Source organism: Janthinobacterium sp. P210006, assembly GCF_036231885.1.
GTDB lineage: Bacteria > Pseudomonadota > Gammaproteobacteria > Burkholderiales > Burkholderiaceae_D > Janthinobacterium > Janthinobacterium violaceinigrum.
Genome location: NZ_JAZARD010000003.1, coordinates 438,189 through 465,003, shown reverse-complemented (window position 1 = coordinate 465,003; position 26,815 = coordinate 438,189). Strand labels below are relative to the sequence as shown.

Genomic DNA, 26,815 nt, shown 5'->3' with positions numbered 1-26,815 from the left:
ATATTAGACAAGTACGCTGGAGTCGTCTTGATCACAGGGGATGAAACCATGCAAAATATCAGCGCGTCAAACGAAGCCAAGGCCAGGCCGGTTCAACTGGTGTTGAGCCAGGCCACTACAGCGGCGGAATTGCGCGAAGTACAGCGTTTGCGTTACAAGGTGTTTATCGAGACCATGGGCCTGACGTCGCTGGCCAATGCCGATGGCCTCGACAGCGATGAATTCGACGCGCACTGCGATCACCTGATCGTGCGCGATGCCGATACCCTGAAAGTGGTGGGCACCTACCGCGTGCTGAGCGCGGCCAAGGCAGCCAAGATCGGCCGCCTGTATTCGGAAAACGAGTTCGACCTGAGCCGCCTGAAGAATCTGCGCGGACGCATGGTCGAAGCGGGCCGCGCCTGCATCCACCCGAAATACCGGGGCGGCAGCGTGATCATGCTGCTGTGGTCCGGCCTGGCCGAATACATGCGCCGCGAGCGCTGCGACTATCTGGTGGGCTGCGCCAGCATCAGCCTGGCCGATGGGGGCCACAATGCCGTCGCCGTGTACCAGGCGCTGGCCGAAAAGCACATGGCGCCCGCCGAATACCGCGTCACGCCGCACCTGCCTTTCCCCATCCACAAGGTGGAAGCGGCGCACAAGCCGCAAGTGCCGCCGCTGATCAAGGGCTATCTGCGTTCGGGCGCCTGGATTTGCGGCGAACCGGCCTGGGACCCCGATTTCGAAAGCGCCGACATGTTCATGATGATGCCGCTGGCGAATCTGGACGAGCGCTATGCGCGCCACTACGGAGTGGTGCCTGGCTAAGGCTGCCCAGGTGAATGCCGGGCAGTGAGGCCTGCAGCTGGCTGGCCAGCGCCTGCACGGCGCTGCGCAAGCCGGTTTCCGCGCCGTCGGGCGGCAGCAGTTCAAGCAGGAAGCGCAGGGGCACGGTGATCGCTTCGGGTTCGCCGATGCTGCCGTGGCGCCGCACGGCGTCGTGGTACAGCGCCAGGAAGGCGGCGCGCGCGGACGCGTCGAAGGGCTGGCCGTCCGGCACCTGCCACAGGGCCGCCAGCAGGGCGGCGCGCACGGGGGCGCCCGCGTCGATGGCGCGGTGTTCGTCCGCGTGGCGCTGGCGCGCATACGCAATGGCGTCGTGCAGCAGCTCGCCCAGTTGCGCATCGAGCGCGCGCCAGGCGCCGCTGTCGCCATGGGCTTTCAGCAGCAGGGCGCCCGCCAGCGCCTGGAAAATGAGGTCGCAGTCGGCCACGCCGCTGCGCAGCCGCGCTTCTTCCAGCGCAGCCAGGCAGGCTTCCGTCATGGCGCGCAGGGCCGGCGTGCCGGAGCCGCCCCCCGTGCAGGCCAGGCGTGCCTGCAGGGCCCAGTAGCGTCCCAGCAGGGCCAGGCGCTGCGCCGTGGGCGACAGCGCCACCAGCAGGTCGATGTGCCGGCGTCCATCGTGCAGCAGCTGCCGTCCCTGTACCGGGTCGGGCACGGCCGGCACGTCGATGCCGGCGCCCGCATCGATGCCGCACAGGGCCGCGCCCTGGCGTATTTCCAGTTCCGCCCAGTGCGCCAGCGCGCGCAAGCCCACCTTGCCGTCGGCCGCGCTGTGCGCCGCCCTGTAGTGTTCGATGGCGCGCAGCGTGTTGTCCAGGCCACCGAGGCCGGCCCGCGTGGCGGCCATGTTTTCGCGGATATCGGCGCAGCCGAAGAAGCGCGCGCGCACGGCTTCCTCGATGCTGCCCAGCTTTTCCTCGATGGCCGCGCGGCGCGCCGCATCGGCGCCCGCCAGGCGCGCATGCAGGGTTTCCAGGTCGGCCAGCAGGTGGCCGTGGTAGTGGTAGTCGGGCGCCTGCCAGGGCCGGCTCTGCGTGTTCGGAAAGCGGTAGCGGTCGTCGCCATACGCCTGGTAGGCGCCCCAGGTGTTCGAGGCGGGAAACTGCAGATAGGCCGCCTCGCGCGCCAGGCGCACGGCGTCGCCGAAGTATTCGCCGCTCAGCATGGCGTGATAGAAGCTGTGCGCGAAGATGCTGGCCGCCTGGTCGTCGATGCGCCAGCCGGCCGCGATCACCGCCTGCGAGCCCATTTCAATGAAGGCCGTGGCCAGGCTGGCAGCCAGTTTCGACCACGGCGCGATGGCGTCCGGGCGCATGTCGCCCAGGTGGCAGCAATTGATGAAGACGAATTGCGGCACGCGTTTGAGCTTGCCCACCTGCGCCGCCGTCAGCCGCGTCTTCGGTCCCAGCACCAGGCCCGTATGGGCGATGCCGGGGCCCGCCACTTCGCCGTGGCCGGCCAGGTGGATGGCGAAATAGCGCTCGTCGAACAGGTGCACCAGCACCCGCTGCGCCTGCGGGCGCAGCAGCTCGCGCACCTGGTAGCCATAGGCGCCGAACATGCGCGCCACGTCCTGCGCTTCGGCCTGCGCGGCGGGCAGCTCGGGCAGGCCGGAATCGGTGTCGCCGATCACCAGCACGCTGTTGCTGGGCGGGCTGACGGCGGGCGGCTGCTCGCGCAGGCTGGCCAGCTGGCGCACCATGCCGATGCGCGTCGACAGGGGGCTTTCCTCGCTGCCCGCCTCGTCGCGCATCAATTCCCACGGATAGATGGCGGCGCTCTGGTCGACGGCCAGGATCAGGCCGCGCATCTCGGGGATGGCCGCCTTCAGGCCATTGGGCAGCATCAGCTCATACAGGGCGCGCGACAGGCCCGGCTGGTCGGTGGTGTTGTCGGTGGCATCCATGATCAGGCCATCGACGGCTTGCCGCTGGTTCGGCTCCTCGTCGACGCTGTTGTGGGCGCGGTCCGTCAGCACGGTGAAGCGCAGGGCGCCCGAGAGATCCGCAGCGACGATCTGCACGCGGCGCCAGCCATTGTCGCCGCTCAGGCTGGGCAGGATGCGCCGGTAGCCGCCCGGGCTGTGGCGGATGCGCTGCTCGAACGTGAAGCTGCCCTGATAGCGCGCCTCGGCCATGATCTGTTCGATGGCCACGGCGGCGGCGATGGCGCGCGCCTCGGACTGTTCGTAGATAGCGATATGGCCGATGCGGCAAGCCATGCCCGCGTCTTCCAGGCGCCGGTTGGCGCTGCGCGCGCCGTCGATCAGGGCGCGCGCGCACAGGGCGATGCTCAAGCCGCCATAGCCGGAGCCGGACAGCAGGCTGGCCACGCGCAAGCCGTGTTCGCCCGTCGGCGGCGCAGGCACGTGGCCGGCGGCGCGCACCTGCAGGCAGACGCACGCATATTCGAGCAGGCCGCCGGCAAACGCGCGCGCCAGTTCGCCCGGCGTCAGTTCTCCCAGCGCGCCCAGGCCGATGACGATGGCGCCGCCGGGCCGGCGCGCCGCATCGGGCTGCAGTACTACCAGGGCCGCGTCGGGGCGCTGGGGAAAGCGTCCCAGCGCGTGGATTTCCTGCAGCTTGCCCGCCAGCAGGCGGTCCAGAAAGCTCATGCTGCCGCGCAGCGATTCATACGCATAGCAGCCGCTCATGACGGGTGCGTCGGCCGACGCCATGCTGCCGTGGATGATGGACAGGCTCAGTTGCGGCGCGCAGATCTCGGGCGCGCTGGCGGGGCCGGCGGCGCCGATCGCGGCGTCGAGCAGTTCCTGCGGCTGCGGGTACAGCGGCTGCGCATCGGGCGCATACGGACGGAAGCGGGGCGGAATGCCGCCGGGCGCGTGCGGCGGGCGCCGGGACAGGCCCGCGCCCTGGCCGCTGTCGAGCAGTTGCGCGATGGCCGGGTAGTAGTCCTTTTGCAGCAGCAGGTCGCCATGCGCCACGGGCAGGTAGCAGGCTTCCACGCCGGCCGGCACGGCGCCTTGCCAGGCCGTGCGGCCATCGCCGTCCGGCGACCATGCCGTCTCGATGCTGCCGCCGCGCAGGCGCAGCGCCACCGGCGTGTCGGCGCAGCCGGCCAGGTAGCTGCAATGGCGGGCGTCGAGCGGGGCCGCTTCCAGCAGGGCCACGGTGGCGCGCGCCGCGGCCAGCGCCTGCGCTTCGGGCGCCTGCCAGCCGCCGGGCAGGTCCGCCTGCGCGTCGCCGGCAGCCAGCTGCGCCCAGGCATCGGGGTCGAAGTAATCGATGCCGGCGCCGGCCTGCGGTTGTGGCAGCATGTCCAGCACGCCGGGAAAGGCGCGCACGAAGCCGAGAAACTGGCGCCGCGTGTGCTTCCAGCCTATCCAGCACGCCAGCATTTGCACCAGCCGGTCGCGCCCCAGCAGCACTTGCACCATCGCCTGCGTGCCCCGGTTGGCGCTGCCCACCTGCAGCAAGCGGCTGCCGGGCAGGGCGCCAAAGCGTTGCCAGCGGTCTTTCAGGGCCAGGCGCGCCACCAGCCCGCCCATGCCGTGCGCGACGATGCGCAGCGGCTGCCCGCGCTGCTCGGCGTCGCGTATGGCGTCGTCGAGCACAGGCAGGAAGGCGCTGGCGGAATGCTGCAGCGACAAGCGCCAGTCGTAGGTGAACGGCCGCACTTCCTGGCTTTGCGCGAGAAAGCGGGCAAACGGTTCGTAGCACGATTCGATCCAGCCGGCGCTGACGATGTGCGGCTGGCCCACGGCCAGGCGTTCGATGCGCCCTTCGACGAGGTTGACGGGGTCGAACCAGATGCGGTTGCTGCCCACTTGCAGGTGGCTGCCCATGATGTCGGGCAGCAGCAGCACGATGGGCGCGTGCGCGCGCCGTTTCGGCACTTCGCCGCCCCGTGCCAGGGGGCCGTGCTCGATGCCGGGCAGCGGCTGGTAAGCCGTTTCGTCGCCCGTCAGCGCCTGCACGGCGGCCAGGCTGGAGGGCGCGCGCTCGAAGTAGTTCAGGTGGTGCGCCTGCGGCCCGCGCAGCAGCAGCTGGCGCACGGGCGTGCTGCGCGTGGCGCCGCCCGCCATCGAGGCGCAATTGACCACCAGGTCGTTCTGTCCCCCGTAGAGCTGGTCGTCGAGGCAGTCGCCCAGCCAGCCCAGCAAGCCTTCGCCGGTGCAGGCGCCGGCCAGCACGTGCAGGGGGCTGGCCACGCGCACGTCGGGCGCGTTGAGCAGCGCCACCAGCGGCGAGTCGGGCATCATCGCTTCCAGGCCCGGCAGGATGCGCGCGTCGCAGCGCTGCTGCACCACGGCCAGCAGGAAGGCCACGCCGCCATCGGGAACGTCGCCCTGCGGCAGCAGGTTGAACATCACGCTGGCCCAGCGGTCGAGGCGGCCCGTCATCAAGGTGGTGCCGCGCGCGGGGCAGGCCACGCGCACGAAGCGGGCGATGCGGATGGCGCGCTTCTTCAGCTCCACGCCCAGTTCGCGCAGGCGCGCCGCATCCTCGTCGTGGCCGCTGCGCCCGCCCAGCCGCGCCTGCGCCGTGAAGTGGTCGATATCGTGGCCGTTGAACGCTTCGCCGCCCACCGTGTTTTCGCTCAGCCGCTCCAGGCCGTCGCCAGCCAGGTCGACGGCGCCGCGGCTGTCGATGCGCTGCGCCCGGGCCAGCAATTCTCCCACCAGGCCGCCGCGCGAATGGGCCAGCAGGTGCAGCACGGCGCCGTGCGGCAGCTGGCGCACGAGGGCCAGCGCATTCTGGATGGGGCTTTCGCTGAGGCTGCGGTGCTCGTAGCCGTAGATGCGGTTGCCGTACTGCGCCGCCAGCCGCGGCGCCAGGCCGTTGCGCCACAGGCCGCCGAAGCTGCGCGGGGTCGACGACGCCGTGCCGTGCAGCAGCAGCAGCACGGGTTCCGGCCCGGCGGGCAGGCTGGCGACGGCCGTCATGCTGCCCGCCTCGATGCCGCAGCGGTACAGTCCCAGGCGCTGTTCCAGCTGGCGGTCCTGGAAGGCGCCCGCCGCCGCCAGCGCCGTCATGGCGGCGGCCCCGCAACGGTACACGCGCACGGCCCGCAGCATCCAGGCGCCCAGGCCGTCGCGGCTGGCGCCGGGCGGCTGGCGCGCCGCCTGCGGGCGCAAGGCCAGTCCCACTTCGATGCTGGCGGGCGCGCCGTCGCGTGCCGGCGCGGGGGAACCCAGGTAGCGTGGCAGGTCCAGGCTGCCTGCCAGCAGTGAATTGCCATCGCACAGCAGCAGTTGCACCACGTCGGCCGGGCCGATATCGAGGTTGACGCGGCTGCTGCCGATGCCGCGTGCGCCGGACAGCACATGCGTCTCGCTGAGCCAGCCGGGCGCGGCGGGACAGTCGCCGGCGCCGGCGAGGGGATCGCGCGTGAGCGTCAGGCGCAGCACGGGCGGCACAGGAGGATCGCTGGACATGCGGTTGAGATCACTGGTCAAAAACAGACCTTGATACCTGCGGCGGTGATGCGTGTTGTGTCAGATCAAGTTTGAGTGGAAATGCTGGCTGGCGGGGCAATGCGGAGCGAAAGCGGGGAGGGGAGAGCTGGAGCGGGAGGGCAGAGAAACGGTCAGCATGGTTTGGGCTGGGTCTCTTCGCTATCGTGCTCGGATGTTGTGCGGTGAGCGAACTACGCGAATTTCATGGCAAAAGTTCATGGCGCCGGGGACCTGGGTGCCTGGCATGGCATTACAACAGCGTGTGTATCAATGGACGGGAGTGGCCGATAGTTCCTTCAGTTCGCGGATGGTGATGTCCGATTTTTCATGCATGCGCAATAAAATCGTTGCACCGACCGACAGTTTGCCGTGACGAATCTTGCTGATGATGGGGGGCTGGACTTCGAGGACACGACACAGTTCCGCATCATTTTTCAGGTTCATCTTCTCGATCAGGGTATCGAGCAGCTTGTTGGGCACAAAACTCGATGGTTCGAGCGCACGCGCCCGGTTCATCGCTTCAATCATTTCCAGCTTCTTTTGCCGAACGTTCATTTACTCCTCCTTTAGGTTATGCAAGGGACGAGACCACTTTGATGCGGTCCCGGCTATAGTTCGTCATCGCAGTACGGCTGTCTGGGTGACGTAGTACAACATTCGCGTTAAAACATTGATAACCAGGCAAGTGTTTTCAATAATACTACGATAACAAAACTTGTGACAGATGGTCAGTTAAATTAACTGATTGTTTGATCAATTTGGTTGACGATTGTTGTATTTTGTAGTCCGCTTTTGGTCAATATCATGGTTCTGTCCGCCATTTCGGCGGCGGCCAGCGAATGCGTGACCATGATCGCGCAACTGCCGTTGGCCTTGATCTCGGCGCGCAGCAATTGCAGGATGCTGTGCGCCGTGTCGGGATCGAGGTTGCCGGTGGGCTCGTCGGCCAGCACCAGCGCCGGCTTGTGCACGAGCGCGCGGGCGATCGCCACGCGCTGCATTTCGCCACCCGACAATTGCTGGGGAAAGTCGTCGCCGCGTCCGCCCAGTCCGACGGCCTCGAGCATGCTGGCGGCACGCTCCTGGGGCAGTCCGTTAAGCAGCAGCGGCAGGGCCACGTTCTGCAGCAGGGTCAGGTGCGGCAAGACGTGGAAGGCCTGGAAGATAAAGCCCATGCGGGCGCGACGCAGCCGGGTGGCGGCGGCGTCATCGAGGCTGGACATGGCAATGCCGTCCACCAGGATAGGGTGCGCTTCGGCGCCCGCATCGGGCGTATCGAGGCCGGCGATCAGGTTCAGCAAGGTCGACTTGCCGACGCCCGAGTCGCCCATGATGGCGATGAATTCCCCCGCCTTGAAGCGGCAGGAAATATTCGCCAGGACGGGCCGGGCATTGGCATAGGACTTCGACAGATGGCGCAATTCGAGCATGGTGTTAACGGCTATCGTAAAGGGAGGCACGCGGGGGAGAGGGGGGCCTGGGAACTGCAAAGGGGCGCGGATTGTTTGGCCGGCAATGTGTAGTATACGACAGGCTTATCATTTTTGCTTGGCAATACCAATTTTGCGTGTGCGCCGCATGTTTGACCTTAAGTTACCTGCCGCACGGCTGGCTTGCGCGGATTCCGCTATGATGAGAAAAAGTCATCGGCAACGGCGTCCGCCACGGCCTGCAGCACGGTCTGCAGCAGGGAAGGAGAGCCGGCTGCCGGCCCAGCAAGCCCTTCGCGAACCCAGAGAGACGACGCCAGCCCATGACCATGCCACTTGCCCAGCACCCGTCCGATTTGTATCCTGTCAGCAACGCCGGAGCGGCCAGCGCCACTCCTGCCACGATAGCCGAGATCAGCAGCGGGCTGCTGGCGCGCGCTGCGTGGACCTCGCCCAAGTACCTGTACGATGCGCTGGGCTCGAAGCTGTTCGAAGCCATCTGCGCCTTGCCCGAGTACTATCCGACGCGCACGGAAGCGGCCATCTTTGCCCGCCACGGCGCCGAGATCGCCCACGCGGTGGGACCGGGCAGCACCCTGATCGACCTGGGCGCGGGCAATTGCGCCAAGGCCGCCAGCCTGTTCCCGCTGCTGCACCCGGCCCAGTATGTGGCCGTGGATATTTCCTATGATTTCCTCAGTGAATCGCTGGGCCGCTTGCAGCAGCGCTTTCCGCACATCGAGATGACGGGCCTGGGCCTGGATTTCTCCAGCCGCCTGGACTTGCCCGACAGCGTGCGCGAGGCGCGGCGGTTGTTCTTCTATCCCGGCTCATCGATCGGCAATTTTGCTCCTGAGCAAGCGACCGCCTTCCTGCGCCGCCTGCGCGCGAATGCGGATGGCGACGGCGGCCTGCTGATCGGCGTCGACCTGATCAAGGACGACGCCATCCTCGACGCGGCCTATGACGATGCGCTGGGCGTCACGGCCGCCTTCAACCTGAACATGCTGCGCCACGTGAACGGGTTGATCGGCGCCGACTTCGACGTGCGCGCCTGGCAGCACCACGGCTTTTTCAATGCCGACGACAGCCGCGTGGAAATGCACCTGGAAGCGCGCAGCGAACAAGTCGTCCATTGGAAAGGGGGCCAGCGGCGTTTCGCGAAAGGCGAACGCATCCATACGGAAGACAGCTACAAATACACGCGCGCAACGTTCGTCGGCTTGCTGGAACAGGCGGGGTTTTCCACCGTGCAAGTCTGGACGGACCCGCAGCAGTGGTTTGCCGTGATCTACGCGCGCGTCATCAGGGATTGACAACGCCTGAGCAAAGCTACTGCGCGTGGCGCTTTGCGGCCTGCGATGTTCACCGGCTAGGCGCCCCCGTACTACAGGGCGGTTGCGCTTCTTGGCCACAAATCACTGCCGCTCGCTACGGTTTTGTCCGGCATTCAAGATGCCAACATAAAACTATAAAAGACTATCATGCTGATCGATCATTACAACAAGGTGCGCCGGCACTCGCTGCGGCTGGCCGAACCCCTGTCCGACGAGGATTGCGGCGCCCAGTCGATGCCGGACGCCAGTCCCGTGAAATGGCACCTCGCGCATACCACCTGGTTTTTTGAAACGTTTATTCTGGAAAGCATGGAAGCGGCGTTCGCGCCCTTTCATCCGGCCTTCCGCGTGCTGTTCAATTCGTATTACAACGGCGTGGGCGAGAAGCACCCGCGCGCCCAGCGGGGCTTGCTGACGCGTCCCGGCATGGCGCAGGTGCGCGCCTACCGCATCGATGTCGATGCGCGCATCGGCCGCCTGCTGGCCAGCGAACTGGCGCGCCCCGAACGCGAACGGCTGACCATGCTGCTGGCGCTGGGCCTGGAACACGAGCAGCAGCACCAGGAGTTGCTGTTGACGGACGTCAAGCACCTGCTGGCGCAGAGCGCGCTGTTTCCCGCTTATTTGGACAGTGCGCTGGACAGTGCCCCTGCACCAGCGCCGCGCCACGCGCCGCCCACGGCCTGGCTCGCCTTCGACGGCGGCCTGGCGCAGATCGGCCATGCGGGCGACGGCTTTTGCTTCGACAACGAATTGCCGCGCCATCCCCAATACGTGGCGCCGTTCGAGCTGGCCACCGCGCTCGTGACGAATGGCGAATACCTGGCCTTCATCGAGGCGGGCGGCTACCGCACGGCCCACCTGTGGCTGGCGGAAGGCTGGGACTGGGTGCGCAGCCAGCAGCTGGCATGCCCGCTGTACTGGCAGCGCGACGCTGACGGCAACTGGCAGGAATTCACCTTATATGGCTTGCGTCCGCTCGATGCGAGCTTGCCGGCCACCCATCTGTCGCTGTTCGAGGCGGACGCCTATGCGCACTGGGCCGGCGCGCGCCTGCCAACGGAAGCGGAGTGGGAAGTGGCGGCGCAAGGCGCGGGAATGGAAGTGGGGCAGTTGCACCCGGCCGCCGCCTTGCCGGATGCGGGACTGCGGCAAATGTTCGGCCACTGCTGGCAATGGACGAGCAGCAGCTATGCGCCGTATCCCGGCTACCGCACGGCGCCGGGCGCGCTGGGCGAATACAACGGCAAGTTCATGCTGAACCAGTATGTGCTGCGCGGCTCATCGTGCGCCACGCCGGCCGGCCATGCGCGCGCCAGCTACCGCAATTTCTTCCCGGCCGGCGCGCGCTGGCAATTTTCCGGCATCCGCCTGGCGCGCCAGGTGGAATAAGCCACTTGCAACACCTAACAAAACCGTAGCGAGCGGATGTGCGGCTCGGCGCCCCCGTTGGCCCGAGACGCGGAGCTGTGCGGATGCACAGTGAGCATCGGAGGCCGCAAATCGCGACGCGCAGCAGGTTTTGATAGGTGTTCTTAGTGCAAGCGCGGTACGGAGGGAGAGTCAGGACGGGGCGGCGCCTTGGCATTGTCGCCATCCTGCCGTTCCAGCTTGAACTGGCTGACGAGGGTTTCCAGTTCGCCCGCCTGTTCATGCATGGCTGCTGCGGCCGCGGCCGCTTCCTCGACGAGGGCCGCGTTTTGCTGCGTCGTCTGGTCCATCTGCATGATGGCGGCATTGATCTGCTCGATGCCTTCGCTCTGTTCGTGGTTGGCCACGCTGATTTCACCGACGATGGCGCTGACCCGGCCCACGCTGGCCACCACTTCTTCCATCGTGGCGCCGGCCTGGCTGACCAGCTGCGCACCCTGGCCGACGCTGCTGACGGAGTCGGCGATGAGTTCCTTGATTTCCTTGGCGGCGGCGGCCGAGCGTTGCGCCAGGTTGCGCACTTCGGACGCCACGACGGCAAAGCCCCGTCCCTGTTCGCCGGCCCTGGCCGCTTCCACGGCCGCGTTCAAGGCCAGGATATTCGTCTGGAAGGCGATGCCGTCGATGACGGCGATGATGTCGACGATCTTGCGCGACGATGCATTGATGGCGTCCATGGTGCCGATCACTTCCGTCATGGCCGTGCCGCCGCGCTGGGCGATGGCCGATGCGGAACGGGCCAGGCTGTCGGCCTGGCGCGCATTGTCGCTGTTGCTGCGCACGGTGCCCGTCAGTTCGATCATCGACGAGGCCGTCTCTTCCAGCGCGCTGGCCTGCGCTTCCGTGCGGGCCGACAGGTCGGCATTGCCGCTGGCGATCTGGCTCGACGCCACGGCTATCGTGCCCGTGCCGTTGCGCACTTGCCCCACCAGGGTGGCCAGGTTGGTATTCATGTCGCACAGGGCTTGCAGCAGCTGGCCCGTTTCATCTTTGCCTTCGGCCACGATTTTACTGCTCAGGTCGCCTCCGGCCACGGCTTGCGCCACGCGCAAGGCGTACGCGATCGGCGTGGTGATCGAGCGCGTGACCCACCAGGCAAAGAGCACGCCCAGCAGCAGGGCAGCCGTGCCCAGGCTGGCCATCAGCACATTTGCCGCTGAAATATTCTGCTGGATTTGCTGGCCGCCATGCACGACCACGCCCCGCTGCACTTCGTTCAGGTGGTTCACGGTTTTTTGCAGTTGATTCAGGGCAGGCAAGGTGTCGTCGCGCACGTGCACGGCCGCTTCCGCCCGCTGTCCCGCCACCAGCAGCTTGTCGGCCTGGCTGAACGACACGACGTAGGCCTTGCGCTGCTGCTTCAGGGTGGCCAGCAGTTCCTTGCCTTCAGGCAGGACGATCAGGCGGTCGAGGATGGCCAGCGCATCGCTGATGGTGGCCTTGTTGGCATCGATTTCGCCGTGGATGGCGCTGGCGCGGGCGGGATCTTCATGGATAAACAGTTCCAGCACCAGCGCCGCGTTCGACCGCGTGGTGCTGCGGATGGTGGCAATGGCGTCAGCCTTGGCCCAGTCGCGCTCGATGATGGCTTCGCTGAGCGCGCCGATCTTGTCCAGGCGCAGCAGTCCCGTGCCCACCAGCACTGCCATCAGCAGCAGCACTACGCCAAAACCGGCGCCCAGGCGCGCGCCTATCTTCATATCCGTCAATTTCATGGTGATTCCCTCGGTAGCTAATGATCTGTCTCCGGTGGTCTTGTTATGAAACGATTATACGGTCGGCAATACCTGATTTACACTACTAATTGCCCTATAGAAATGAAAAAGCGGCACGGCGATCAAGCCGTACCGCTTTTTCTCCCTATGGAGCGCGCCGGAATTGCTTAGGCGGCGCTGGCAGCCACGTCGGCTGCTGTTGTTTTTTCCGCTTCCGTTTGCCCGATGCGGCGGTTCACGGCCGACAGCACGGCCTTGAACGAGGCGGTGACGATATTGCTGTCGATGGCGGCGCCGAACAGGGTAGGGCCGTTATCGAGGCGCAATTCCACGTAGCAAGCCGCTTGCGCGTTGGCGCCGGAGCCGATCGAATGCTCATGGTAATCCATCAGCTTGATGTCCAGGCCCAGCGCATTGACGAAGGCATCGATGGGGCCGTTGCCGCCGCCTTGCAGGGCCAGCGGCGTCTGGCGGTGCGACAGGCTGATGTCGATCTGCACGGACTCATCGCTGCTCGTGTCTTCCACCATGCGGTGCGACGCGTAGGCGTACGGCGCCGTCTGCTCCAGGTATTCGCGCTGGAAGATGTCGTGGATATCCTGCGCGGCGATTTCGCGGCCCGTGGCGTCGGCCACGGCTTGCACGGCGCGCGAGAATTCGATCTGCAGGCGGCGCGGCAAGACCAGGCCGTATTCCTGTTCCAGCAGATACGCCATGCCGCCCTTGCCGGACTGGCTGTTGACGCGGATCACGGCGTCGTAGCTGCGGCCCAGGTCGGCCGGGTCGATGGGCAAGTACGGCACTTCCCAGATGGCGCCAGCTTCCTGTTTGGCGAAACCTTTTTTGATCGCATCCTGGTGCGAGCCGGAAAACGCCGTGAAGACCAGGTCGCCCGCATACGGGTGGCGCGGGTGGACGGGCAGCTGGTTGCACTCTTCCACGCACTTGCGCACGGTATCGATGTCGGAGAAATCCAGGCCCGGGTGCACGCCTTGCGTGTACAGATTCATCGCCAGGGTCACCAGGTCGACGTTGCCCGTGCGCTCGCCATTGCCGAACAAGCAGCCTTCCACGCGGTCGGCGCCCGCCATCACGGCCAGTTCGGCCGACGCGACGGCCGTGCCGCGGTCGTTGTGCGGGTGCACGCTGATGATGATGGAATCGCGGCGCGCCAGCTTGCGCGACATCCATTCGATCTGGTCCGCATACACATTGGGCGTGCTGCATTCCACGGTCGACGGCAAGTTGATGATCATCTTGTTGGCCGGCGTCGGCTTCCAGATGGCGCTGACGGCGTCGCAGATATGCTTGGAGAAATCGAGTTCCGTGGTGGAGAACGACTCCGGCGTGTATTCGAAACCCCATTCCGTTTCCGGATGCTGCGCCACCAATTGCTTTACCAGGGTGGTGCCGGTGGTGGCGATATTCGTGATTTCTTCGCGCGACATGCCGAACACGACCTTGCGGAACACGGGCGCCACCGAGTTGTACAGGTGGACGATGGCGCGCTTGGCGCCCACGACGGATTCCACCGTGCGGCGGATCAGCTCTTCGCGCGACTGGGTCAGCACGATGATGGTGACGTCGTCCGGGATGCGGCCTTCATCGACGAGCTTGCGCACGAAGTCGAAATCCGTCTGCGATGCCGATGGGAAACCCACTTCGATTTCCTTCAGGCCGATGGCGATCAGCATGTCGAAGAACCGCAGCTTCTTTTCCGCGCTCATCGGCTCGATCAAGGACTGGTTGCCGTCGCGCAAGTCGGTGCTCATCCAGATGGGCGGTTTGCTGATGATCTGGTTCGGCCATTGACGGTCGGTCAATTTGACTGGAGGAAAGGCGCGGTATTTGGAAGCTGGGTTTTGCAACATCATGATCGGGTACTCCTGAAGATAGGGGGAAATCAATGGTTGTGGCGCAAGCTTGCCGGGCGGCCACGCAACACTAGGCCAGGCAAGCGATCGGTAGTTGTAGCAGGCAAAGCACGGCAACGGCGCCAGCGGGGGCGGTCGCGTCGGAAATTGCGGGTGTAGCGGGGGATGGTGCAAACATCATCAAACCTTCCAGGGTTTTTGAAACACGCCGGCGTGTGGCCAGGCGAAGCAAAGCGGCAAACTTATGCGCGTGCTAGTAGTAGTCGCGATAGCGACAGCAAGGAAGTGGAGGAATGTTTGAAGGAGGACATGCACTTAATGTAAGGGAGGTTGGGGCGGGCTGTCAAGCGTTTCCTGGCGTCACCTTGCGTCAAGCGTAATGCACTTGCGCGGCCAGGTCCGGCATTTCCTGCGCCATGCGCGCCAGGATGCGCCGCAGGATGGCCGCGTCGCGGGGCAGCCGGTCTTCCAGCCCTTGCCAGCCGGCCAGTTCCAGCTGTTGCGGCATGTCCACCAGGCCCGTGATGGCATCCCAGCAGGCATCCCAGTTCATGCCGTAGAACGCAGGGAAACCCAGCGCGGCGGCCAGGGCCGCATGCAGCTGGCGCGGCGAATCGATATCGCGCACGTCGATTGTCACAAGGGCTTGCCTGCTCACAGTATTCCCTTGAGCAAGTTCTGCAGGTTTTGCCGCATGCCGGCGGCCACCGTTTCGTGCTGCTGCAGAATGGCGGGCGCATCCTTGAACGGCGCCGGGTCCAGATACAGGCGCGGCAAGTCGGCCACGGCCACGCCGCGCGGGCCGCCGCGCAGGATCTCGTCCCCGTGTTTTGCAATGGCGTTCACGGCCGTCTGGATGCGCGGCGTGGCAGACTCTGCCAGGCAGGCGGCCAGCGCCGTGTCCAGCTCGGCGCGCGCGGGCGCCTGCGGCAGCACGGGGGCGGCGATCTGTTCCAGCGGCGACATGTTGACGGCCGGCTTGCGGTAGGCGAGCAGGGTGTCGAGCGCCATCAGCCGGTGCGCGCCGCCGCGCTGCAGCCAGCCGGCGATGCGGGGCCACGGCGTATCCAGCAGCGCTGCCGCCACGCCCCATTGTCCCGCCACGGGCGAGCCGACATGGGTGTCGATCCAGTCCATGGCGGCCGGATTGCCCGTGTAGGCCAGCAAGATGGCGTTCGATGAACGCCGTGCGGGCGCCTGCGTGGCCAGCACGGCCGTCAGCCAGGCGAGGGCGCCGTCGGGCGGTTGCTGCGATAACTGTTGCGCAAATGGCTCGCTCAGGGCGCGGCTGTCGGAAAATTGATAGTTGTCGGACATGTTCAGTGATTCGGGATTGAGAGATGTTGTCTGTTGGTCGCTTGCCAGTGCATGCCCGGAGCATGGCGCCGCTGCCGGAAGTCCAGGTTTTCCGAACATCGATGCGGCACGAACTGGCGCGCTGGCTGTTATTGCGCCGATTTTTGGCAGCGCGCGGAAAAGTGCATGGTGGCGCTGTTTTCAAACGGGGAATCGATCTCGCCCTTTACCTCTTTCAATTTGCCCGTAAAGCGCATGGTCAGCGGGCCGCTGGCCGGCCCCGCGTCATACGAGCAGGCGAGGCTGGCGCCGCTTTGCCGGCAGTCGTAGAAGTTGCTCGCCTTGCCGCGCCCGTCAATGAGGATGGTGCCTTGCGCCCCGTGCTGGTCGGGGGCGTCAAAGCTGAGCTCTATCGTGTGCTTTTCCTGGTCATTGGGAATCTGCAGGTCTCCCGTACAGCTAACGCCCGCCATCTTCGCCGCGATACTATCGGGCGTCTGCGTCGCCGCAAAGGTAGTGGCGCAGGCCGCAGCGAGCAGGGCGGCAAGGAGCACGTTCGGGGGCGCGATGAGACGGAACGGGTCTGTTTTCATAAGCCGATCAATACAGGTAGGCTGCGGCGCCAGGCTGGCGCGTGCAATAAATTATATTAAAAAACAATCTTGATGGAGGCGGCAAGCGAGGCGCCAGTCTAGCAGCCGCGGTGGCGCGCACGATTTGAAATCTTGTCATTTATAAACATTTAAGACAGCCTTCAGTGCGGGCGTGCCCGCTTGCGCTACAATCGGCTCTCCTTTGTTGCCACTGCCGCGTGCGGTTCTCATTCTCCACCATGTTCCCTAAACGCCTGACCCTGCTTGCCCTGGCCGCCTTCGCGCTGGCCGGCTGCGATACTCCTGCCCCGAAACCGGTACAAGTTTTGACGCCCCCCGAACCCATCGTCGTGCCGCCGCGCAAGATCAAGATCGGCCTGGCGCTCGGTGGCGGCGCGGCGCGCGGTTTCGCGCATATCGGCGTGATCAAGGCGCTCGAATCGCAGGGCATCAACGCGGACATCGTCACGGGCACCAGCGCGGGCAGCGTGGTGGGTGCCTTGTATGCGGCCGGCAATTCCGGCTTCGCCCTGCAAAAGATGGCGTTCGACATGGATGAAGCGGCCATTTCGGACTGGGCCTTGCCCCTGTTCGGCAAGTCGTCCGGCGTGCTCAAGGGCGAGGCGCTGCAAAGCTATGTGAACAAGGCCGTGGGCGGCGTGCCGCTGGAAAAACTGAAAATTCCGTTTGGCGTGGTGGCGACCGACCTCAAAAATGGCCAGCCCATCCTGTTCCAGCGTGGTAATACCGGCATGGCCGTGCGCGCCTCGTCGGCCGTGCCCGGCGTGTTCCAGCCCGTGACGATTGCCGGCCACACCTATGTCGATGGCGGCCTCGTCGCTCCCGTGCCCGTGCGCTTTGCGCGCGACATGGGCGCCGATTTCATCATTGCCGTGAATATCTCGTCGCAAACGGATACGCAAAAAGCCATCAGCTCGATGGAAGTGATCATGCAGACGTTCGCCATCATGGGTCAGCGCATCAACCAGTTCGAGCTCAAGGATGCGGACGTGGTGATCCAGCCCAGCCTGGGCACCATGAAGGGCAACGATTTCAACAGCCGCAACCAGGCGATCCTGGCGGGCGAGCAGGCGACGTTTGCTGTCATGGCGCAGCTCAAGCAAAAGCTGAAAGCCAAGCGCGAGCAGTAAGCCATTATTCTGGCCCCGCATTTCGTATACAATTTTGATTCAACATAACAAGGATGCACCATGCAATCGAAACCGATTTTGACCCTGGACGACGTAAAGAAAATCGCTGCCGCCGCCGAAGCGGAAGCGGTCAAGAATAACTGGGCGGTCACGATCGCCATCGTCGACGACGGCGGCCACCTGCTTTGGCTGCAGCGCATGGATGGCGTGGCGCCCATCTCGTCGCACATCGCCCCATCGAAAGCCAAGACGGCCGCACTGGGCCGCCGCGAATCGCGCATCTATGAAGAGATGATCAACGGCGGCCGCGTATCGTTCCTGAGCGCGCCGGAAATCGACGGCTTGCTCGAAGGCGGCGTGCCCATCGTGTTCGACGGCCACTACGTGGGCGCTGTCGGCGTCTCGGGCGTCAAGTCGGCGGAAGATGCACAAATCGCCAAAGCAGGTATCGCCGCATTGACGGCCTAAGTAGTAGCCGCAATTGCATAGTTTAGAAGAATGAACAAGCCGCCCCGCGCCAGCCGGGCGGCTTTTTTCATGGGGCGCAGATTTTATGCTGCTGCGCAAAAAAATGCCGCGCTTTCTGAATTTTCTTCCTTGTGGAAAAGCTTCCTTTTGGTTATAATTCAAAGGTTTAGCCAATCACACATATACCGTAGCGACTACCCATCCCCTCATTCAAAATGACCGTTGAAACACCCTGAGTGCATCTGGCTCGGGTATCTAGGCGGTCGGTCTGACGTGGCGCAGCTACGGTAACTTTATCAGGAGTTGCCCTTGCCGCCATTTTTTTCTGGCCCTGCCGTTCCAGCCATATTAGCGCTTGCTGATGGAACGATCTTTAAAGGTTTTTCGATCGGTGCCGCCGGTCATACCACGGGCGAGGTTGTTTTCAACACCTCCATGACCGGGTATCAGGAAATCCTTACCGACCCAAGCTATTGCCGCCAGATGGTCACCCTGACCTATCCGCATATCGGCAATACGGGCGTCAATCCGGAAGACGTCGAATCTTCCAAGGTACACGCCGCTGGTCTCATCATCCGCGATCTGCCATTGCTGGCATCCAATTTCCGTTCCACCCTTTCCCTGTCCGACTACCTGAAAGCTGAAAATATCGTCGCCATCGCCGGCATCGATACTCGCAAGCTCACGCGCATCCTGCGTGAAAAAGGTGCGCAGGGCGGCGCCATCCTGGTGGGCACGCAAGGCAACGAGCCATCCGCCGCGCAAGCGCTGGAACTGGCCCGCTCCTTCCCCGGCCTGGCCGGCATGGACCTGGCCAAGGTCGTGTCGGCCCCGGCTGCCTACGAGTACCGCGAAACGGAATGGACCCTGGGCGAAGGCTACGGCCAGCTGGCCGACGCGGACGCGAAATACCACGTGGTCGCCTTCGACTACGGCGTCAAGCGCAACATCCTGCGCATGCTGACGGCCCGCGGCTGCAAGGTCACCGTGCTGCCCGCGCAAGCGACGGCTGCCGACGCCCTGGCGCTGAACCCGGACGGCATCTTCCTGTCGAACGGCCCCGGCGATCCGGAACCGTGCGACTACGCGATTGCCGCGACGAAAGAGCTGATCGAGAAGGGCATCCCGACCTTCGGCATCTGCCTGGGCCACCAGATCATGGCGATCGCTTCCGGCGCGAAAACCTTGAAGATGAAGTTCGGCCACCACGGCGCCAACCACCCGGTGCAGGATCTGGAAACGAAACAGGTCTTGATTACCTCGCAAAACCACGGTTTCGCAGTCGACGCGGCAACCTTGCCCGCGAATTGCCGCGTGACCCATGAATCGCTGTTCGACGGCTCCCTGCAGGGCTTTGCCCGCACGGACAAGCCGGCCTTCTGCTTCCAGGGCCACCCTGAAGCGTCGCCGGGCCCGATGGATGTTGCTTACCTGTTTGACCGCTTCATCAACTTGATGGCTGCGGAGGAGAAAAAGAAAAATGCCTAAACGTTTAGATATCAAAAGTATTCTGATTATTGGCGCTGGCCCGATCGTGATCGGCCAGGCCTGCGAATTCGATTATTCCGGCGCGCAAGCGTGCAAGGCCCTGCGCGAAGAGGGCTACAAAGTCATCCTGGTCAACAGCAATCCTGCGACCATCATGACGGATCCGGAAATGGCCGACGTGACCTATATCGAACCGATCACCTGGTCGGTCGTTGAACGCATCATCGCCAAGGAGCGTCCTGACGCCATCCTGCCGACGATGGGCGGCCAGACGGCGCTGAACTGCGCGCTGGACCTGTTCAACAATGGCGTGCTGGCAAAATACAACGTCGAGCTGATCGGCGCGTCGCCGGAAGCCATCGACAAGGCGGAAGACCGTTCCAAGTTCAAGGACGCGATGACCAAGATCGGCCTCGGTTCGGCACGCTCCGGCGTGGCGCACTCGATGGAAGAATCGTGGGCCGTGCAGCGCACCCTGGGCTTCCCGACCATCATCCGTCCATCGTTCACCATGGGCGGTTCCGGCGGCGGCATCGCCTACAACGAAGAAGAATTCGAAACCATCTGCAAGCGCGGCCTGGAAGCATCGCCGACAAAAGAGCTGCTGATCGAAGAATCGCTGCTGGGCTGGAAAGAGTACGAGATGGAAGTGGTGCGCGACAAGGCGGACAACTGCATCATCATCTGCTCGATCGAAAACCTCGATCCGATGGGCGTGCACACGGGCGACTCCATCACGGTGGCGCCTGCGCAAACCTTGACGGACAAGGAATACCAGATCATGCGCAATGCCTCGCTGGCAGTGCTGCGCGAGATCGGCGTCGACACCGGTGGTTCGAACGTGCAATTCTCGATCAACCCTGTCGATGGCCGCATGATCGTCATCGAGATGAATCCGCGCGTATCGCGTTCGTCGGCCCTGGCCTCGAAAGCGACGGGTTTCCCGATTGCAAAAATCGCCGCCAAGCTGGCCGTGGGTTTCACCCTGGACGAGCTGCGCAATGAAATCACGGGCGGCGCCACGCCAGCCTCGTTCGAGCCGTCGATCGATTACGTCGTCACGAAGATCCCCCGTTTCACGTTCGAGAAATTCCCGACCGCCGACGACCACCTGACGACGCAGATGAAATCCGTCGGCGAAGTGATGGCCATCGGCCGTACCTTCCAGGAATCGTTCCAGAAAGCCTTGCGCGGCCTGGAAGTGGGCGTGGATGGCATGAACGAAAAAACCAAGGACCGCGAAAAGATCGAAGAAGAACTGGGCGAGCCTGGTCCTGAGCGTATCTGGTACGTGGGCGACGCATTTGCCCAGGGCTTCACCCTGGAAGAAGTGCACCAGCTGACCAAGATCGACCCATGGTTCCTGATCCAGATCAAGGAAATCGTCGACCTGGAACTGTGGCTCGACACGCAGAAGCTGGAAAACCTGGACAAGAACACCCTGTACAAGCTGAAACAGAAGGGCTTCTCGGACCGCCGCCTGGGCTTCCTGCTGCAAACGACCGACACGGCCGTGCGCCAGCAGCGCCATGCGCTGAACATCCGTCCCGTCTACAAGCGCGTCGACACGTGCGCGGCGGAATTCTCGACCGACACGGCGTACATGTATTCCACGTACGACGAAGAGTGCGAATCGAATCCGACCGACAAGAAAAAGATCATGGTGCTGGGCGGTGGTCCGAACCGTATCGGCCAGGGCATCGAGTTTGACTATTGCTGCGTCCACGCTGCCCTCGCCATGCGCGAAGACGGCTACGAAACCATCATGGTCAACTGCAACCCAGAAACCGTGTCGACCGACTACGATACGTCGGACCGTCTGTACTTCGAATCGCTGACCCTGGAAGACGTGCTGGAAATCGTCGCCATCGAAAAACCGGTGGGCGTGATCGTGCAGTACGGCGGCCAGACCCCGCTGAAACTGGCGCTGGACCTGGAAGCGAACGGCGTGCCGATCATCGGCACCTCGCCGGACATGATCGATGCGGCCGAAGACCGCGAGCGTTTCCAGCAGATGCTGCACAAGCTGGAACTGCGCCAGCCGCCTAACCGCACGGCGCGCACGGAAGCCGACGCCCTGGCCCTGGCGCAGGAAATCGGCTACCCGCTGGTCGTGCGTCCTTCGTACGTGCTGGGCGGCCGCGCCATGGAAATCGTCCACGAGCAGCGCGACCTCGAGCGCTACATGCGCGAAGCCGTCAAGGTTTCGCACGATTCGCCCGTGTTGCTGGACCGCTTCCTGAACGACGCCATCGAGTGCGACGTCGATTGCATTTCCGACGGCGAAACGACGTTCATCGGCGGCGTGATGGAACACATCGAACAGGCTGGCGTCCACTCGGGCGACTCGGCTTGCTCCTTGCCGCCATACTCGCTGGCACCGGAAACCATTGAGGAACTGAAACGCCAGACGGCGCTGATGGCCAAGGGCCTGAACGTGGTCGGCCTGATGAACGTGCAGTTCGCGATCCAGAAACAGGAGATCGACGGCCAGCTGAAAGACGTCGTCTTCGTGCTGGAAGTCAATCCACGCGCCTCGCGCACCGTGCCTTTCGTCTCGAAAGCCACGGGCCTGCAACTGGCGAAGATCGCCGCACGTTGCATGGTCGGCCAGTCGCTGGCATCGCAAGGCATCACGCAGGAAGTCGTGCCGCCATACTTCAGCGTCAAGGAAGCCGTGTTCCCGTTCGTCAAGTTCCCGGGCGTGGACACCATCCTCGGCCCTGAAATGAAATCGACGGGCGAAGTCATGGGTGTGGGCCTGACGTTCGGCGAAGCGTTTGTGAAATCGCAACTGGGCGCCGGCGTGAACCTGCCAAAATCGGGCAAGGTCTTCATCAGCGTGAAAGCGTCGGACAAGCCGCGCGCCGTGCAAGTGGCGCGTGACCTGGTCGAGTCCGGTTTCACCGTGGTTGCCACCAAGGGCACCGCCGCCGTGATCGCTGCTGCCGGCATCGCCGTCACGCCAGTGAACAAGGTGATCGAAGGCCGTCCGCACGTGGTCGACATGATCAAGAACCATGAAATCGTGCTGGTGATCAACACCGTGGAAGAAAAACGCAGCGCCATCGTCGATTCGCGGGCCATCCGCACGTCGGCCCTGGCCTCGCGCGTGACGACCTACACGACCATTGCCGGTGCGGAAGCAGCCGTCGAAGGCATCCGCCATCTGGATGAGTTGCGCGTGTACGATCTGCAAGGCCTGCATAAGACCCTGCAGCAAGCGTAAGCGCAAGCGTGTCATTTGCAGTGGCCGCCGTTAGGCGGTACACTGCATGCTTATCAACCACAGAGTTCCGTGCAGAACAGCGCGCGGCCTCTGTGGTTTTCACTTGGTAAATCCGTTAAGCGTGACAAAACACGGACAACGGCGCCGATAACTAGCAGATAGTAGAGATAACATGACTTCAGTCCCATTGACCAAATACGGCGCAGAACTCTTGAAAGAAGAGCTGCATCATTTGAAGACCAAGGAACGCCGCATCGTCATCGATGCGATCGCCGAAGCGCGTTCGCATGGCGACCTGTCGGAAAACGCCGAATACGATGCCGCCAAGGAACGCCAGGCGTTCGTGGAAGGCCGCATCGCCGAACTCGAAGGCAAGCTGGGTGCAGCGCAGATCATCGACCCGACCGCGCTGGACGCGGAAGGCCGCGTGGTGTTTGCCTCGACCGTGAACCTGGAAGACCTGGAATCGGGCCAGAAAGTCACGTACCAGATCGTGGGCCTCGATGAAGCCGACCTGAAAATGAACAAGGTTTCCGTGACGTCCCCGATCGCCCGCGCGCTGATCGGCAAGTACGCCGGCGACGTGGTGGAAGTGCAGGCGCCGTCCGGCCCGCGCGAATACGAAATCCTGGAAGTACTGTACATCTGATGCTGACGCGCGTGCGCATCCTCGTTGCCACCCTGTGGGCCGGCAGCCTGTGGACCATCGGCTTCATCGTGGCACCCACTTTGTTCGGCACCCTGGGCGACCGCGTGCTCGCTGGCAATATCGCCGGCAGCATGTTCCGCGCCGAGGCCTGGCTGTCCATCGCCTGTGCGCTGGTATTGCTGGCCTTGCTGCAATGGCGCCCGGGCGCGCTGGAGCCGAAGCGTCGCCGTTTGCTGGGTGCGCTGGTGCTGTCGATGCTGGTGTGCGCGCTGCTCAGCCATTTCGGCATCACGCCCCTGATGGCCGAGCTCAAGGCGCAGGCGCCGGCTGGCATCATGGACGAGGCCATGCGCAGCCGCTTCGGCATGCTGCATGGCGTGTCGACCCTGATCTTTGCCGTGCAGAGTGTGCAGGCGGGCGTGCTGATCTGGAAGCAGCAATAAAGTTTTAACTGCTGGGGTCAGACCCGCCGGGTCTGACCCCAAAAAAAAGCGGAGCAGGGAAGATCCCGTGCTCCGCTTCTTGTTTCAAGCCCGGCAGCCTTGCGGTTGCTGGGTGAACAGGCTTACTTGCTGCCCAGTGCGCTTTTCTTGGCGCTTTTCTGACGTGGCTTGGCACGCTTGATGGAACCGCCTTCGGTAACGCGCTCATTGCCCTTGATCATGACTTTCGTCACGCTGGGGCGCTTGGTGCCGCTGGCGCTGGCCTTGACGATGGTCACTTCGCGCATGCCTTTGCCGGCGCTGACCTTCTCCTTAACCACTTCTTTTTTCGGACGGTAGATTACCAGCAGTTTGCCAATATGTTGTACCGGGGCGGCGCCGAGATTGCCGCAAATCGTATCGTACATTCCGACGCGGGCTTCGCGGTCGTCGCCGAACACGCGGACTTTAATCAGACCGTGCGAATCCAGGCCAAGGTCGATCTCTTTGAGGACAGCAGGTGTCAAGCCCGCTTCGCCAATGATGACGATAGGCTTCAGCGCGTGTGCTTCGGCGCGCAGTGCGCTGCGCTCTACGGGTGTAAGTTTTAGCATAATAATATTTAGTAATTCCCTTAAAAGCAGTATTCTACGCGAATGGCAAAGAAGAAATTAAACAAAAACTGGTTGCACGACCACATAAATGATCCTTATGTGAAGTTGGCGCAAAAAGAGGGCTACCGCGCCCGGGCAGCATACAAGCTGAAAGAAATCGATGAAGACGAGAAACTGATCAAACCTGGCCAGGTGATCGTCGACCTGGGCTGCACTCCTGGCAGCTGGGCCCAGTACACGCGGCGCAAGCTGGCCGGCAAGGACGGCGGCGGGGTCAATGGTACCCTGATTGGCCTGGACATGCTGGAAATGGAGCCGATTGCCGATTTCCACTTCATTCAGGGCGACTTCCGCGAAGCGCGCGTGCTGCGCCAGCTGGAAGTGGTGTTGCAAGGACGGAAAGTCGACCTGGTCCTGTCGGACATGGCGCCCAACCTGTCGGGCATCGCCACGGCGGACGCCGCGCGCATGGAACACTTGATCGACCTGGCCATCGAATTTTCGCAATTGCATTTGAAACCATCGGGCGTCTTGCTGGTGAAATGCTTTAAAGACATGGGATTCAGCCAGATCGTGGAGAAATTCCGCGCCGAATTCAAGGTCGTGGTGCAGAAAAAACCGAAGGCCAGCCGCGATAAATCGTCGGAAATCTTCCTGATGGGACGTGGAATCAAGAATCCCGTGAAAAATGCCGTGGAAGAAGATGATTCCGCCCTTGATATTTAAGCGGGAATCCGCACATGGGAACGAGAAGTGCAGTAGCGCTGATGGTATAAAAGCCTAAATTGTTTATACTGCACTTTTTTGCGTGAACGCGGTTTTTTCGCGCGCACGGATCGGCGGGCTTTGGCACGGCCCGCTTATTGCGAGTAAAATCGTGTTTCTAGCTATAGGTAAAGAGATGCGCACTGCATCCAAGGAGTCTTCGTGAATAACATGTTTTCCAAATCTGCCATCTGGGTAGTCGTATTGCTGCTGTTGTTCATGCTGTTCAAGCAATTCGACAGTCATGGCGCCACAGGCGGCAGCAAGGCCATCGCTTATTCCGATTTGCTGGATGAAGTCAAAGCCAAGCGCGTCAAGGATGTCGTGATCGAAGGTTCGTCGATCACCGCCAAGCTGATGGACGACACCAAGGTGCGTACCACCGCCACCAGCCTCGACAAGGGCCTGATCGGCGACTTGCGCGACAATGGCGTGCATTTCGATGTGCGCCCGCCTGAGGAAGCGTCTTTCCTGCAAACTATTTTTGTTTCCTGGTTCCCCATGCTGCTGTTGATCGGCGTCTGGGTGTTCTTCATGCGTCAGATGCAAGGCGGCGGCAAGGGCGGGGCATTCTCGTTCGGCAAGTCGAAGGCGCGCATGATGGATGAAGCCAGCAACACCGTCACCTTCGCCGATGTCGCCGGTTGCGACGAAGCGAAAGAAGAAGTCAACGAAGTGGTCGACTTCCTCAAGGACCCCAGCAAATTCCAGAAATTGGGCGGCCGCATTCCCCGCGGCGTGCTGATGGTCGGCCCTCCAGGCACGGGTAAAACCCTGCTGGCGCGCGCCATCGCCGGCGAAGCCAAGGTGCCGTTCTTCTCGATTTCCGGTTCCGACTTCGTGGAAATGTTCGTCGGCGTGGGCGCCAGCCGCGTGCGCGACATGTTTGAAAACGCGAAAAAGCATTCGCCATGCATCATCTTCATCGATGAGATCGACGCTGTCGGCCGTCACCGCGGTGCAGGCATGGGCGGCGGCAATGACGAGCGCGAACAGACCTTGAACCAGTTGCTGGTCGAGATGGACGGTTTTGAAGCGAACTCCGGCGTGATCGTCGTGGCCGCCACCAACCGCGCCGACGTGCTCGACAAAGCCTTGCTGCGTCCGGGCCGTTTCGACCGCCAGGTGTCCGTCGGCTTGCCCGATATCCGCGGCCGCGAACAGATCTTGAACGTGCACATGCGCAAAGTACCTATCGGTACCGACGTGAAAGCCGATATCCTGGCCCGCGGCACCCCCGGTTTCTCGGGCGCGGACCTGGCCAACCTGGTCAACGAAGCAGCCCTGTTTGCCGCCCGCCGCAGCAAGCGCCTGGTGGAAATGATCGACTTCGAAGATGCGAAAGACAAGATCTACATGGGTCCTGAGCGTAAATCGATGATCATCCGCGAGGAAGAGCGCCGCAATACGGCTTACCATGAATCGGGCCACGCCGTCGTCGCCAAGCTGCTGCCGAAGGCCGATCCCGTGCATAAAGTGACGATCATGCCGCGCGGCTGGGCCCTGGGCCTGACGTGGCAGCTGCCGGAACACGACAACTTGTCCGCCTACAAGGACAAGATGCTGGAAGAAATTTCCATCCTGTTCGGCGGCCGTATCGCGGAAGAGATTTTCGTTGGACAAATGTCCACGGGCGCGTCGAACGACTTCTCGCGCGCCACCAAGCTGGCCCGTTCCATGGTGACCCGCTTCGGCATGTCCGACAGCATGGGCGTGATGGTCTACGAAGACAGCGAAAACGAAGGTTTCTTCGGTGGCGCCACCAAGACGATCTCGGAAGCGACCCAGCAAAAGGTCGATGCTGAAATCCGCAACATTCTCGACAAGCAATATGCATTGGCGCGTACCTTGCTGGAAGGCAACCGCGACAAGGTCGAAATGATGACCAAGGCCTTGCTGGAATGGGAAACCATTGATGCAGAGCAAATCAATGACATCATGGCCGGCCTGGAGCCGCGTCCGCCGAAAGTCATTCCGCCACGCCGCAATGCGGGCGACAGCGGCACGGGCGGCATCTCGCCCAACGTGACGGCGCCAGCCTGATCGCGGCCACTGCCTGACCGGCGGCAAGCAAGAGAAGGGTAAGGAGCAATCCTTGCCCTTTTTCGT

20 protein-coding genes are annotated in these 26,815 nt (G+C 63.3%); 11 read left to right on the top strand and 9 right to left on the bottom strand.

The window, feature by feature from the left end:
- Nucleotides 1-48: 48 nt before the first annotated feature.
- Complete coding sequence (locus tag VPH41_RS16075) at nt 49-810, top strand: GNAT family N-acetyltransferase (RefSeq protein WP_152255983.1); 762 nt, start codon at nt 49-51, stop codon at nt 808-810.
- Here VPH41_RS16075 and VPH41_RS16070 read toward each other — a convergent pair.
- The 3 genes from VPH41_RS16070 to VPH41_RS16060 form a co-directional block, all read right to left on the bottom strand.
- The gene (locus VPH41_RS16070; RefSeq protein ID WP_328570763.1) at nt 743-6,223 is read right to left on the bottom strand and encodes a CHAT domain-containing protein; all 5,481 of its coding nucleotides are present in this window, start codon (nt 6,221-6,223) and stop codon (nt 743-745) included. The genes VPH41_RS16075 and VPH41_RS16070 overlap by 68 nt on opposite strands.
- 288 nt (nt 6,224-6,511) lie before the next feature.
- On the bottom strand, nt 6,512-6,799 hold the full coding sequence (locus tag VPH41_RS16065) for a hypothetical protein (protein ID WP_034786045.1): 288 nt from the start codon (nt 6,797-6,799) through the stop codon (nt 6,512-6,514).
- 182 nt (nt 6,800-6,981) lie between these two features.
- A complete protein-coding gene (locus VPH41_RS16060) occupies nt 6,982-7,674 on the bottom strand; it encodes an ABC transporter ATP-binding protein (protein WP_328570762.1) in 693 nt (230 codons plus the stop codon).
- Between the two features lie 323 nt (nt 7,675-7,997).
- Here VPH41_RS16060 and egtD point away from each other — a divergent pair, with 323 nt between their 5' ends.
- Nucleotides 7,998-8,990, top strand: coding sequence for an L-histidine N(alpha)-methyltransferase (gene egtD / locus VPH41_RS16055; protein WP_328570761.1), 993 nt, complete (start codon nt 7,998-8,000; stop codon nt 8,988-8,990).
- A gap of 168 nt (nt 8,991-9,158) precedes the next feature.
- A complete protein-coding gene (egtB, locus tag VPH41_RS16050; protein ID WP_328570760.1) occupies nt 9,159-10,403 on the top strand; it encodes an ergothioneine biosynthesis protein EgtB in 1,245 nt (414 codons plus the stop codon).
- A gap of 143 nt (nt 10,404-10,546) precedes the next feature.
- Here egtB and VPH41_RS16045 read toward each other — a convergent pair whose 3' ends face one another.
- The 5 genes from VPH41_RS16045 to VPH41_RS16025 all read right to left on the bottom strand — a co-directional run bounded on the left by VPH41_RS16045 (nt 10,547) and on the right by VPH41_RS16025 (nt 15,920).
- On the bottom strand, nt 10,547-12,157 hold the full coding sequence (locus tag VPH41_RS16045) for a methyl-accepting chemotaxis protein (RefSeq protein WP_328570759.1): 1,611 nt from the start codon (nt 12,155-12,157) through the stop codon (nt 10,547-10,549).
- A gap of 167 nt (nt 12,158-12,324) precedes the next feature.
- Nucleotides 12,325-14,031, bottom strand: coding sequence for a 2-isopropylmalate synthase (gene leuA, locus VPH41_RS16040; RefSeq protein WP_099664506.1), 1,707 nt, complete (start codon nt 14,029-14,031; stop codon nt 12,325-12,327).
- A 370-nt stretch (nt 14,032-14,401) separates the two neighbouring features.
- On the bottom strand, nt 14,402-14,671 hold the full coding sequence (locus VPH41_RS16035; RefSeq protein WP_328570758.1) for a barstar family protein: 270 nt from the start codon (nt 14,669-14,671) through the stop codon (nt 14,402-14,404).
- A 14-nt stretch (nt 14,672-14,685) separates the two neighbouring features.
- Nucleotides 14,686-15,348, bottom strand: a complete 663-nt coding sequence (locus tag VPH41_RS16030; RefSeq protein ID WP_328570757.1) for a hypothetical protein — start codon at nt 15,346-15,348, stop codon at nt 14,686-14,688.
- Between the two features lie 128 nt (nt 15,349-15,476).
- Nucleotides 15,477-15,920 carry a hypothetical protein gene (locus VPH41_RS16025; RefSeq protein WP_328570756.1) on the bottom strand — a complete coding sequence of 148 codons (444 nt, stop codon included), beginning with the start codon at nt 15,918-15,920 and terminating at the stop codon, nt 15,477-15,479.
- 239 nt (nt 15,921-16,159) lie between these two features.
- Between VPH41_RS16025 and VPH41_RS16020 the strand changes: the two genes are divergently transcribed.
- From VPH41_RS16020 to VPH41_RS15995, 6 genes are all read left to right on the top strand, one after another.
- Complete coding sequence (locus VPH41_RS16020) at nt 16,160-17,071, top strand: patatin-like phospholipase family protein (RefSeq protein ID WP_152259313.1); 912 nt, start codon at nt 16,160-16,162, stop codon at nt 17,069-17,071.
- A 60-nt stretch (nt 17,072-17,131) separates the two neighbouring features.
- Nucleotides 17,132-17,539: a GlcG/HbpS family heme-binding protein gene (locus VPH41_RS16015; protein ID WP_034786036.1), complete on the top strand. Its 408-nt coding sequence runs from the start codon at nt 17,132-17,134 to the stop codon at nt 17,537-17,539.
- Nucleotides 17,540-17,848: 309 nt separating this feature from the next.
- Nucleotides 17,849-19,027: a glutamine-hydrolyzing carbamoyl-phosphate synthase small subunit gene (gene carA / locus VPH41_RS16010; RefSeq protein WP_152259311.1), complete on the top strand. Its 1,179-nt coding sequence runs from the start codon at nt 17,849-17,851 to the stop codon at nt 19,025-19,027.
- A complete protein-coding gene (carB, locus tag VPH41_RS16005) occupies nt 19,020-22,256 on the top strand; it encodes a carbamoyl-phosphate synthase large subunit (RefSeq protein ID WP_328570755.1) in 3,237 nt (1,078 codons plus the stop codon). The genes carA and carB overlap by 8 nt, the downstream gene beginning before the upstream one ends.
- A 172-nt stretch (nt 22,257-22,428) precedes the next feature.
- Complete coding sequence (gene greA / locus VPH41_RS16000; protein ID WP_034757428.1) at nt 22,429-22,905, top strand: transcription elongation factor GreA; 477 nt, start codon at nt 22,429-22,431, stop codon at nt 22,903-22,905.
- On the top strand, nt 22,905-23,348 hold the full coding sequence (locus VPH41_RS15995) for a DUF4149 domain-containing protein (RefSeq protein WP_328570754.1): 444 nt from the start codon (nt 22,905-22,907) through the stop codon (nt 23,346-23,348). The genes greA and VPH41_RS15995 overlap by 1 nt, the downstream gene beginning before the upstream one ends.
- 122 nt (nt 23,349-23,470) lie before the next feature.
- On the opposite strand, the gene VPH41_RS15990 is transcribed toward VPH41_RS15995, so the two are convergent.
- The gene (locus VPH41_RS15990; RefSeq protein WP_010397237.1) at nt 23,471-23,941 is read right to left on the bottom strand and encodes a YhbY family RNA-binding protein; all 471 of its coding nucleotides are present in this window, start codon (nt 23,939-23,941) and stop codon (nt 23,471-23,473) included.
- Nucleotides 23,942-23,983: 42 nt separating this feature from the next.
- Here VPH41_RS15990 and VPH41_RS15985 point away from each other — a divergent pair, with 42 nt between their 5' ends.
- Together VPH41_RS15985 and ftsH are read left to right on the top strand one after the other, a co-directional pair.
- Nucleotides 23,984-24,667 (top strand): RlmE family RNA methyltransferase, encoded by a 684-nt coding sequence (locus tag VPH41_RS15985; protein WP_152285205.1) that lies wholly within the window; start codon nt 23,984-23,986, stop codon nt 24,665-24,667.
- 201 nt (nt 24,668-24,868) lie between these two features.
- On the top strand, nt 24,869-26,749 hold the full coding sequence (gene ftsH, locus VPH41_RS15980) for an ATP-dependent zinc metalloprotease FtsH (protein ID WP_092712889.1): 1,881 nt from the start codon (nt 24,869-24,871) through the stop codon (nt 26,747-26,749).
- Nucleotides 26,750-26,815: the final 66 nt, after the last annotated feature.

What these genes read in the sequence shown, in the direction of transcription:
- VPH41_RS16075 (WP_152255983.1), top strand. Translation starts at nt 49, where the DNA reads ATGCAAAATATCAGCGCGTCAAACGAAGCCAAGGCCAGGCCGGTTCAA.
- VPH41_RS16070 (WP_328570763.1), bottom strand. Translation starts at nt 6,223, where the DNA reads ATGTCCAGCGATCCTCCTGTGCCGCCCGTGCTGCGCCTGACGCTCACG.
- VPH41_RS16065 (WP_034786045.1), bottom strand. Translation starts at nt 6,799, where the DNA reads ATGAACGTTCGGCAAAAGAAGCTGGAAATGATTGAAGCGATGAACCGG.
- VPH41_RS16060 (WP_328570762.1), bottom strand. Translation starts at nt 7,674, where the DNA reads ATGCTCGAATTGCGCCATCTGTCGAAGTCCTATGCCAATGCCCGGCCC.
- egtD (WP_328570761.1), top strand. Translation starts at nt 7,998, where the DNA reads ATGACCATGCCACTTGCCCAGCACCCGTCCGATTTGTATCCTGTCAGC.
- egtB (WP_328570760.1), top strand. Translation starts at nt 9,159, where the DNA reads ATGCTGATCGATCATTACAACAAGGTGCGCCGGCACTCGCTGCGGCTG.
- VPH41_RS16045 (WP_328570759.1), bottom strand. Translation starts at nt 12,157, where the DNA reads ATGAAATTGACGGATATGAAGATAGGCGCGCGCCTGGGCGCCGGTTTT.
- leuA (WP_099664506.1), bottom strand. Translation starts at nt 14,031, where the DNA reads ATGATGTTGCAAAACCCAGCTTCCAAATACCGCGCCTTTCCTCCAGTC.
- VPH41_RS16030 (WP_328570757.1), bottom strand. Translation starts at nt 15,348, where the DNA reads ATGTCCGACAACTATCAATTTTCCGACAGCCGCGCCCTGAGCGAGCCA.
- VPH41_RS16025 (WP_328570756.1), bottom strand. Translation starts at nt 15,920, where the DNA reads ATGAAAACAGACCCGTTCCGTCTCATCGCGCCCCCGAACGTGCTCCTT.
- VPH41_RS16020 (WP_152259313.1), top strand. Translation starts at nt 16,160, where the DNA reads ATGTTCCCTAAACGCCTGACCCTGCTTGCCCTGGCCGCCTTCGCGCTG.
- VPH41_RS16015 (WP_034786036.1), top strand. Translation starts at nt 17,132, where the DNA reads ATGCAATCGAAACCGATTTTGACCCTGGACGACGTAAAGAAAATCGCT.
- carB (WP_328570755.1), top strand. Translation starts at nt 19,020, where the DNA reads ATGCCTAAACGTTTAGATATCAAAAGTATTCTGATTATTGGCGCTGGC.
- greA (WP_034757428.1), top strand. Translation starts at nt 22,429, where the DNA reads ATGACTTCAGTCCCATTGACCAAATACGGCGCAGAACTCTTGAAAGAA.
- VPH41_RS15995 (WP_328570754.1), top strand. Translation starts at nt 22,905, where the DNA reads ATGCTGACGCGCGTGCGCATCCTCGTTGCCACCCTGTGGGCCGGCAGC.
- VPH41_RS15990 (WP_010397237.1), bottom strand. Translation starts at nt 23,941, where the DNA reads ATGCTAAAACTTACACCCGTAGAGCGCAGCGCACTGCGCGCCGAAGCA.
- VPH41_RS15985 (WP_152285205.1), top strand. Translation starts at nt 23,984, where the DNA reads ATGGCAAAGAAGAAATTAAACAAAAACTGGTTGCACGACCACATAAAT.